Annotated in this window: 7 protein-coding genes; 1 reads left to right on the top strand and 6 read right to left on the bottom strand. The window is 49.0% G+C overall.

The window, feature by feature from the left end:
- Positions 1 to 61 precede the first annotated feature (61 nt).
- From PJF56_RS13110 to PJF56_RS13120, 3 genes are all read right to left on the bottom strand, one after another.
- Positions 62 to 1,336, bottom strand: coding sequence for a hypothetical protein (locus PJF56_RS13110; protein WP_283763129.1), 1,275 nt, complete (start codon positions 1,334 to 1,336; stop codon positions 62 to 64).
- Between the two features lie 25 nt (positions 1,337 to 1,361).
- Complete coding sequence (locus PJF56_RS13115; protein WP_283763130.1) at positions 1,362 to 2,099, bottom strand: hypothetical protein; 738 nt, start codon at positions 2,097 to 2,099, stop codon at positions 1,362 to 1,364.
- Between the two features lie 743 nt (positions 2,100 to 2,842).
- Positions 2,843 to 4,414, bottom strand: a complete 1,572-nt coding sequence (locus PJF56_RS13120; protein ID WP_283763131.1) for a tetratricopeptide repeat protein — start codon at positions 4,412 to 4,414, stop codon at positions 2,843 to 2,845.
- 303 nt (positions 4,415 to 4,717) lie between these two features.
- Here PJF56_RS13120 and ligA point away from each other — a divergent pair, with 303 nt between their 5' ends.
- Entirely contained in the window at positions 4,718 to 6,757 is a 2,040-nt protein-coding gene (ligA, locus tag PJF56_RS13125) for an NAD-dependent DNA ligase LigA (RefSeq protein ID WP_347179538.1), read from the top strand.
- On the opposite strand, the gene PJF56_RS13130 is transcribed toward ligA, so the two are convergent.
- The 3 genes from PJF56_RS13130 to PJF56_RS13140 form a co-directional block, all read right to left on the bottom strand.
- Positions 6,754 to 7,152 carry a DUF1815 family protein gene (locus PJF56_RS13130; RefSeq protein WP_283763133.1) on the bottom strand — a complete coding sequence of 133 codons (399 nt, stop codon included), beginning with the start codon at positions 7,150 to 7,152 and terminating at the stop codon, positions 6,754 to 6,756. The two genes, ligA and PJF56_RS13130, sit on opposite strands and share 4 nt — an antisense overlap.
- Before the next feature lie 193 nt (positions 7,153 to 7,345).
- On the bottom strand, positions 7,346 to 7,558 hold the full coding sequence (locus PJF56_RS13135) for a DUF2839 domain-containing protein (RefSeq protein WP_347179539.1): 213 nt from the start codon (positions 7,556 to 7,558) through the stop codon (positions 7,346 to 7,348).
- Between the two features lie 191 nt (positions 7,559 to 7,749).
- A complete protein-coding gene (locus tag PJF56_RS13140) occupies positions 7,750 to 8,304 on the bottom strand; it encodes a TRAP transporter substrate-binding protein (RefSeq protein ID WP_283763135.1) in 555 nt (184 codons plus the stop codon).
- Positions 8,305 to 8,470 lie beyond the last annotated feature (166 nt).

Below are 8,470 nucleotides of genomic sequence, written 5' to 3' on the forward strand. Positions count from 1 at the left end.
ATTGTGACTCGACTCCATAGACTCACGCGATCGCTCTACCTCCGTCGAGCATCACATTCCCCTAATTCTCTGGAGACATGGTAAACAAATAGGGCAACAAAAAGCCAATCACTGCCGCAGCAAAAGACAACGCTGCCGTAATTTGATCCGGAGTCAGATAACGACTCAGCCAACTGGCATTTAACGTTTGCACCGGATAATCTGGATCGAGTCCTACCGCCAACTTCTTGCTTTTTCCCGCTAACCTGACTTGCACCCCTACCCCTTCGTCCGGATCGGAATTAAGGGTAAAATAGCGCAATTTCTCAATATCCTGAGCATCTGCTGCGATCAAAAATTGATGTTCTTGTAGGATTAGGGTTTTAGACTTCATGCGAACTTCCCCTTTAATAACAGAAGAGCGGGGTAGATCATTCTGAATATCCCCTGTTCGCTCCAACCAAGTTAAATTAACATCCGTGACGGGTAAATTTCCCCTGATCCAGTCCCGTTTGGGTTGCGTATTTTCGGCAAAAGTGAGGGCTAACTGGGTCGGAGAAAACAGAGAAATTTGACGGGTAAGGGGAGCATTGGGGGTGAATTGCAGCTCGGTAACGGGGAGATCTAGGTTTTCAATTTTAACATTTTCTAGTCCTAATGTAAAGGCTTCTGGATTGAGTTTGAGTTGCAGAGTCGCCAGGGATTCTGTTGCCTCTTTTTCCGTAGAAGTTAACCGGAGATTCAGTTGAGTTTCAGGGGGATAAGCAAGATAACTGAGGTTGATTTGAAGGATGGATTTTAAGGTCAGCTCAGGAAGGGCTAAACCTTGGGGAGTTGCAGGATAGACGAAGAGGTGACTGTTGGATTCGGGAAAGGTGAAAGAGAGTTCGGTTTTTTGGCTTAAAATGGAATTGATTTGAGGATTATCTGGGCTGCTGAAGCTTCCCCTTAAGGTGAGAGTCTCTGAGGGGGTTTGTAAGTCTAAGGACGTTAGGCGATCTATATTTTGCAGGAAAAAGCGCGAGTTGGGTTCGGGGGTGATAAATTGAATATGACTGACGAGTAAGTTGGCTTCAAAGGGTTGGGTTCCAGGAACAATAAATTCGCCAATCACGATGACAAAAGCCATGCAAAATAGAATAAATGCCGCTAACATATCTTTCCGACTTTTAATACGCTCGAAGGGAATAGGCGAGAGTTTGGCAAGGATAAGAATGAGTTTGAAAAGCGCAATTGGCAAATATAAAATTAGCCAAATTATCCAGGAAAGAGCAACAACAATATGAGACCAAGTTTGGCGTTTTGATTCGGATTTTGAGGAAGTTTTTTGTTTAGGCTTACGATTACGAGAGTTCATCTAACATTTATGCTAAAATTAGGTATTAAAACCAGGCTGGGTTATGGTAAAATGGAATAATTCGGATATCTTTTTTTTGGGGTTGTCCCCGTCGTTGTTGTTCGATCGCCATATAAAGTTCGTAGCGTCCCGCAGGCGCATTGCCAAAATTCCAACTGAAGCGAACTTCTCCCGTTTTGGGGATGGTTTGGGATGCATTGTAATAAATTCGACCATCTTTGCGGATTTGTAAAGTGGGGAACGTGGTACGTGCATTACTACCGGCAAATAGGGTGAATTCGTAGCGTTGAGAAGAGGGGTTAAGGATAACCGGATAGTAGATATTTTCGCTTTTTTGGGTCAGATAAGCAACCGCTCGCAGACTCTGGGGTGGAACATTACCTTCTTGTAGGACAGGTTGAGTATTTAAGTAATATTCCATACTATTATTGATGAACCGGACAGCCCTAGGACTGAGATTGTCGAGTAGGTAACCGCGAAGAAAAGACTGCATCTTAAATTGGGGCATTTGGTTAATCCCAGGAATGCGGAGGATGAGGCGGTTGGGATATTCCGCAGGTGCGCCCGTGGTAAAAGAGACCAAGCGAATGCTGGCACTAATGGAGTGATTGATTAAGCCTTCGCAGCGATCGCCCCTGTCGATATATGCTAGGCTATCGGGGTTACCCCTGGGACAAGCCAAAGCCGGTGTAGCGCTGAGGGCAACCGAGAGAGACAGGAGCGTTAGGAAGATTTTGGCATTTCTGTAAGCGGACATCAACATGATTTAGCCCTCAGATATAATGAACAATGAACAATTAACAATTAACAATGAACAATTAACAATTTTTTACGGATTATCCTATTATAGGAACTCTAGGGGGCGGGTTTCGCTGTTAATCGATCGCCCTGTAGGGGCGGGTTATACCCAAATCTAGGATACCAAGCCATCAATGAACTGAACCCGCCCCCACCCCTTGATGTCGAGTTGGGCGGGTTTACAAAGGTGTTTGGTGGGTGTTCTGGTTATTGGTGAACCCGCCCCTACAAATCCATTGTTAATTGTTAATTGTTCATTGTTCATTAGTTTCGATGTCGAGTTGGGCGGGTTCACAGAGGTGTTTGGTGGGTGTTCTGGTTATTGGTGAACCCGCCCCTACAAATCCATTGTTAATTGTTAATTGTTCATTGTTCATTAGTTTCGATGTCGAGTTGGGCGGGTTCACAAAGGTTATTGGTGGGTGTTCTGGTTATTGGTGAACCCGCCCCTACAAATCCATTGTTAATTGTTAATTGTTCACTGTTCATTAGTTTCGATGTCGAGTTGGGCGGGTTTACAGAGGTGTTTGGTGGGTGTTCTGGTTATTGGTGAACCCGCCCCTACAAATCCATTGTTAATTGTTAATTGTTAATTGTTCATTAGTTTCGATGTCGAGTTGGGCGGGTTTACAGAGGTGTTTGGTGGGTGTTCTGGTTATTGGTGAACCCGCCCCTACAAATCCATTGTTAATTGTTAATTGTTAATTGTTAATTGATCACCCGCCAGCGCCGCAACTGTTCAACTACCGAATCAATGGGGTGGCCGAAACCGAAACCCCGCGTTGCTATGGCATTGGCGGGGATGTCTGGTGTGGCGATATTGGGGTCGGTTTGGATATCTTGGCTAGTAGTCAGACTGACTACAATACCGATCACTTCCTTGGTTTCCGCGTTGAGAATGGGGCCGCCAGAATTGCCAGAAGCGAGGTTTGCGTCTAGGGTCATCCTATGGCTATTGAGGTTAACATTCGTGACGTTGCCGGTGACCACATTCCAGGAGTCAGCCAGATTATTGGGATGACCGATAATCGTCACCGGTTGGGCGCGGGGAATGTAACCCGAATGGAGTTTCAGGGGGCGGATGGTTTTGTCGTCCTCTCGGATGCCTTCGACTTTAATTACGGCTAGGTCGAGGGGGTCGTTAGGGGGGGTGATATGTACCAGAGTCCCTGGGTAGCGGAGACGTTGGTTATAGCCTAGGGTGCTGAAAAACTCGACTTCAATAGTGTCGCTGGGACGGTTTGCACCATGGGGTTGGAGGACATGGCGGTTGGTCATAATCCAGATGGTCTCTCCTTCGCGCTTGAAGATCCAACCCGTGCCAGAGTCTGCACCAAGTGCCCCTGGTGCGGTGCTTTCGGCGATTATGATGCGAACCGTGGAGCGCATTTCATAGACCAGGGGTTCGTCATCTGGGCTGGGAACATTGGCCAGGTCGCTGGGAGGAGGGGGGGTGCGCTGTTGGGCCAGGAGGCGCTCGGCTTCCCGGAGGTTGTTTTGGGCGGTGGTGTAGTTGGGGTCGAGTTGAATGGCTTTGTTATATTCGGCAATGGCGGCTTGTAGGTTGCCTTGTTGTTGCAGGGTATAGCCGAGAGCATTGTGAGCCAGGGTATGGGTGCTGGCTGGTGTTGCTTTTTCGTCGGGTAAACTGAGGGCGCGGCCATAGGACTGCTCCGCCTCCCTCAGTTTCCCTTGGTCGTAGAAGACAAGGCCCAGGTTGTTGTGAGCGAGGGCAAATTCGGGGTCAAGTTCCAGGGCGCGGCGATAGGACTGCTCCGCCTCCCTCAGGTTCCCTTGGTCGTAGAAGACATTGCCCAGGTTGTTGTAAATACCAGCTTCTTCTGGCTTCAGTTCAATCGCTCGTTTATAGGCTTGCACGGCATCTGTGAATTTACCTTGCTCTCTGAGAGCATTACCAAGACCAACATAAGCCAAATCATACTGGGAATCCAGTTGAATCGCTTTCCGGTAAGCAGTGATTGCCTCATCTAATCTATGTTGGTCACGTAAACGATTACCTAAGCCAAAATATGCTGGTGCGTTATTTGGGTCAAGTTGAATGATTCTCCGCCAAATAGTTTCAGCTTGTGCATAATTTCCAAGGCGACGAGCTTCTTCTGCCTGTCGAAAAAGTTCTTCTAGAGATGCTTGGGCATAGTTGCCAGCACTGTGGGCTGCGCTGCCCTGTTTCCATAACTCCTCAATCGTCTGTGCAACCGTGGCTTGGGGAGTGACGACCACGGCGAGCGTTAACCAAAATGCCCAGAATTTGCGAAACACGGTATCAATTAACAATGAACAATGAACAATTAACAATGAACAATGGGGGGTTGATACTTATTGTAGTGGATTTTTTGGGGGTTGGGTGGGGTTTGAGAAGCCAGGTTGCTTGAAGCAACCCGGCTTCTGGCTGCCACGGGAGAAGTAGCGGGTAAGAGGAGCAGGGGGATACAGCGCTTCGCGCGGCAGAAGGGTAATGGGTTTCGATTACTGTACCTCATAACATCGAAAAACGCTGTAAGGGCAACCTAGAACTGATTTAGAATTGGAAGATGAATCAATCATCGCTCAATGGGGTAAGGTATTGTGGCTTCTGCGGAAATTGTGCAACAGGTGAGTCGGCTGCGGGAACAGTTGCAAAAGGCGAGTTATGCCTATTATGTGCTGGATCATCCCATCATGGAGGATAGTGTTTATGACCGCCTCTATCGCCAACTGCAAGACCTGGAAAACCAATATCCCGATCTAATTGTACCGGAGAGTCCCACCCAGCGCGTGGGCGACAAACTGGCAGAGCGGTTTACCTCTGTCGAGCATCGGGTTCCCCTTTATAGTCTGGAAAATGCGTTTAACCTGGCGGAATTTCGCCAATGGCAAGAGCGATGGATGCGTGCTTGTAATGCCTCCGATACTCCACCAAACTCCCCCGAATACATCTGCGAACTGAAAATTGATGGCTCTGCTCTCGCCCTAACCTACGAAAACGGCATCCTCGTACGCGGAGCAACTCGCGGTAATGGCACAATCGGAGAAGACATTACCCCCAATGTGAAAACCATTCGCTCTATTCCCCTGCGCTTAACGGGGGAAGTGATACCGGAGCGGGTGGAAGTGCGGGGGGAGGCGTTTCTGAGTCTGGAAGTGTTTGCCTGTCTCAATCAGGAACGCACGGAAGCGGGCGAAGCTCCCTTTGCTAACCCCCGCAATGGGGCAGCCGGAACCCTGCGCCAACTCGACCCGCGCATTGTGGCTTCTAGGCGCTTAGATTTCTTTGCCTATACCCTCCATTTGCCGGAAACCTCAACTTTGCCCCGAAGCCAGTGGGAAGCGCTAGAATGGCTCTCTGAGTGGGGTTTCAAGGTTAATCCGAACCGTACCTGCTGCCCCTCTTTGGCGGCGGTGGAGCAGTATTATAGGCGCTGGGAAATGGAGCGCCACCAACTCCCCTATCTGACGGATGGGGTGGTGGTGAAGCTCAACGATCTGGCGTTGCAAACCCAACTGGGCTTTACGCAAAAGTTCCCCCGATGGGCGATCGCCCTCAAATATCCTGCGGAAGAGTTGCCGACGGTGGTTAAATCGGTGACGGTGCAGGTGGGCAGGACGGGAGCGCTCACCCCCGTGGCTGAACTCGAACCGATCCAATTGGCGGGAACTACGGTTAAACGCGCGACGTTGCACAACGGAGATCGGATCGCCCAATTAGATCTCTGCATTGGCGATACGGCGATCGTTCGCAAAGCGGGGGAAATTATACCGGAAGTGGTGCGAGTTTTGCCGGAATTGCGCCCCCCCGGAGCCAGCCGCTACGAAATGCCCACTGTTTGCCCTGAGTGCAATGCCCCGGTGGTGAAACTGGAAACGGAAGCGGTTACTCGATGTATTAATCGTGCTTGTCCTGCCATTCTGCGCGGCGCTCTCATCCATGCCGTGGGTCGGGATGCCCTGGATATTGATGGCTTGGGGGAAAAACTAGCAGCGCAGATGGTAGAACAGCAGTTGCTGCGATCGCTCCCGGACTTGTATGAATTGACGATTAATGATTTAATGAAATTAGACCGTATGGGTGAGAAGTCTGCCCAAAAACTGGTAGAGGCCATCGCCGCCTCGAAAACTCGCCCTTGGCACTGTATCCTGTATGCGATCGGCATTCGCCATGTGGGAGCCGTCAACGCTAAACTCCTATGTGAAGCCTTTCCCTCTATCGAACAACTCGCCCAAGCCACAGAAAAGGAGTTAGAGAGCGTAAAGGGCATTGGTTCAGAAATGAGCGCGGCGATCGTTCAATGGTTTCAACAGCCCGAAAATCAAACCCTGATGCAACGCTTGCAAGCATTAGGCTTATCCTTATCTGCAACCCCATCAACCCCGGTTATTGCCGCCACTTCCCTCACCGGCAAAACCTTCGTACTTACGGGCACACTACCGAGTTTAACGCGATCGCAAGCCAAAACCCGCATCGAAGCCGCAGGAGGAAAAGTCACCAATTCCATCAGTTCCAAAACCCATTATCTCGTCGTCGGCGATAACCCCGGCTCCAAGCTAACCCAAGCACAACAATTAAACATCACCCAACTCACGCAAGCCCAATTACTGGACTTGCTAGAAGGTAACCCATACTAATTATTAATTGCCGAAACTCTGGGAAGAATCTTCACTCCAGAAGGCCTTGGCTTTTGGGGAACCGAACCCGCTAATGGGCATTGTTCGGGGAGTTTATCCCGTTTAGCTAAATTAGCCAACTCTTGCAATTGGGCGATCGCCTCTGCACCTTCAAGTTTCATCAACTCTCGGTCATCGCGCATTTCTGTCCAGGTAATCCCATAATCAGAAACCAAAAAGCGAATCAGATGATTATCCCCCAAGCTCACCATAAAGGATGCGCTATTCATCTGGTCGCCACAGGTATAGCACGAAGCTAAAAATCCATGGCGCTCCAGGACAATGGCCAACGCCTGAAGGCTCATGACCAAATCTCGGACAAATTGTCTATGCTGGTGCGCTAATCGGATAAACACCTTTATTTTCCTCCACTCACCACACTATTCTAGACGGTTTTATACTTTCTTCAGGATTCCATCAGATTTTCTAGATTGATCGAGGGATTACCATACTTCAAACCAATGAATTAGGCTCCAGCCTAAGAGCATCTTTTCAGAAATACAGTATACCAGGACACATTCAAACTAACCCAAGTCTGATTTCTAGCCCTTAGTTCACTTGCCACCAGCCAAAACCCGGGCCAATGAACCGAACCGTTAGCCATACGGCAATCATAATCCCAATCCCAATCCAAGCCCCCGTACTTGTCCACTTGACAAACTGATCCGCTTGTGATCTTGTGATTGGCAACCAGGGCAAGATAGTCTTTTCCTGGCCATACTTTTCTCCTAGAGCTGCTTTACGGCGTTTCGCTTCACCCATAACTGATTCGCGCAATACCTATTAACTAAACTAACCTAGACTCCGATAATAGCCTTTTCTAAGAAATTCCTGCCACTGTGTTGACAAAACAATAAGAAACGATACGTTTTGCGATATTTGCCTCAAAGTCCCCCTAAAATCCGCCCTCCATGAAGGAACGGCACTTTAAACCCCAAACTTGGGGTAACGCACTAACGTCTAATCGCAAAACCAGCATAGGCTAACTCGCTCACCGCGTGCCAACTAAAAATATCGGCTTGGAACTCGATCCAAGACCCATAAACCTCTTGAAAAGAAGAATCTTCACTAGCTTGTTGCTCCAATAGTTCCTGAGTCGCTTGACGACAAGCCGTCAAAATTTCTGGACTGAAGGGCTGTAACTGCGTGCCTCCATCCCTAAGCCGTTTCAATGCCTGGGGGTTCAGGGTATCATAGCGAGCCAAACAGTGAACATTCGTATCGGCTGTCGCGCTCTCAATCGCATCCTGATACTCTTTCGGCAACTGATTCCACTGGTCTACATTCACCTGTAACTCAAACGTAGAACCCGGTTCCCACCAACCCGGATAATAATAGTATTGGGCAGCCTGATTCAAGCCCAATTTCTCATCATCATAGGGGCCCACCCATTCAGCCGCATCAATCGCCCCCCGCTCCAAAGCCAGGAAAATTTCTCCTCCGGGTAACACCTGCACATTCACGCCTAAATTGGCTAAAACCTTACCCCCAAACCCAGGAATTCTCATCAGAATTTTGGGTCTGAAACCCCGTCCTTCTAGGACGGCTTTGTGGTATAATAGGGTTGGTCAATGACCCACCCGCGACGCAGACGTAACAGAAAGCCTTTACGTGACGAAATCGGGTTTCAACCCGTGGCGCATAGAGCTGCGGTAGACCGGGAAAAGAGGATAG

This window comes from Roseofilum halophilum BLCC-M91 (assembly GCF_030068445.1).
Classification (GTDB): Bacteria; Cyanobacteriota; Cyanobacteriia; order Cyanobacteriales; family Desertifilaceae; genus Roseofilum; species Roseofilum halophilum.

Bases quoted from the DNA above. Each gene is read 5' to 3' on its own strand.
- PJF56_RS13115 (WP_283763130.1), bottom strand. From the start codon at position 2,099: ATGTTGATGTCCGCTTACAGAAATGCCAAAATCTTCCTAACGCTCCTG.
- PJF56_RS13140 (WP_283763135.1), bottom strand. From the start codon at position 8,304: ATGAGAATTCCTGGGTTTGGGGGTAAGGTTTTAGCCAATTTAGGCGTG.
- PJF56_RS13135 (WP_347179539.1), bottom strand. From the start codon at position 7,558: ATGGGTGAAGCGAAACGCCGTAAAGCAGCTCTAGGAGAAAAGTATGGC.
- PJF56_RS13110 (WP_283763129.1), bottom strand. From the start codon at position 1,336: ATGAACTCTCGTAATCGTAAGCCTAAACAAAAAACTTCCTCAAAATCC.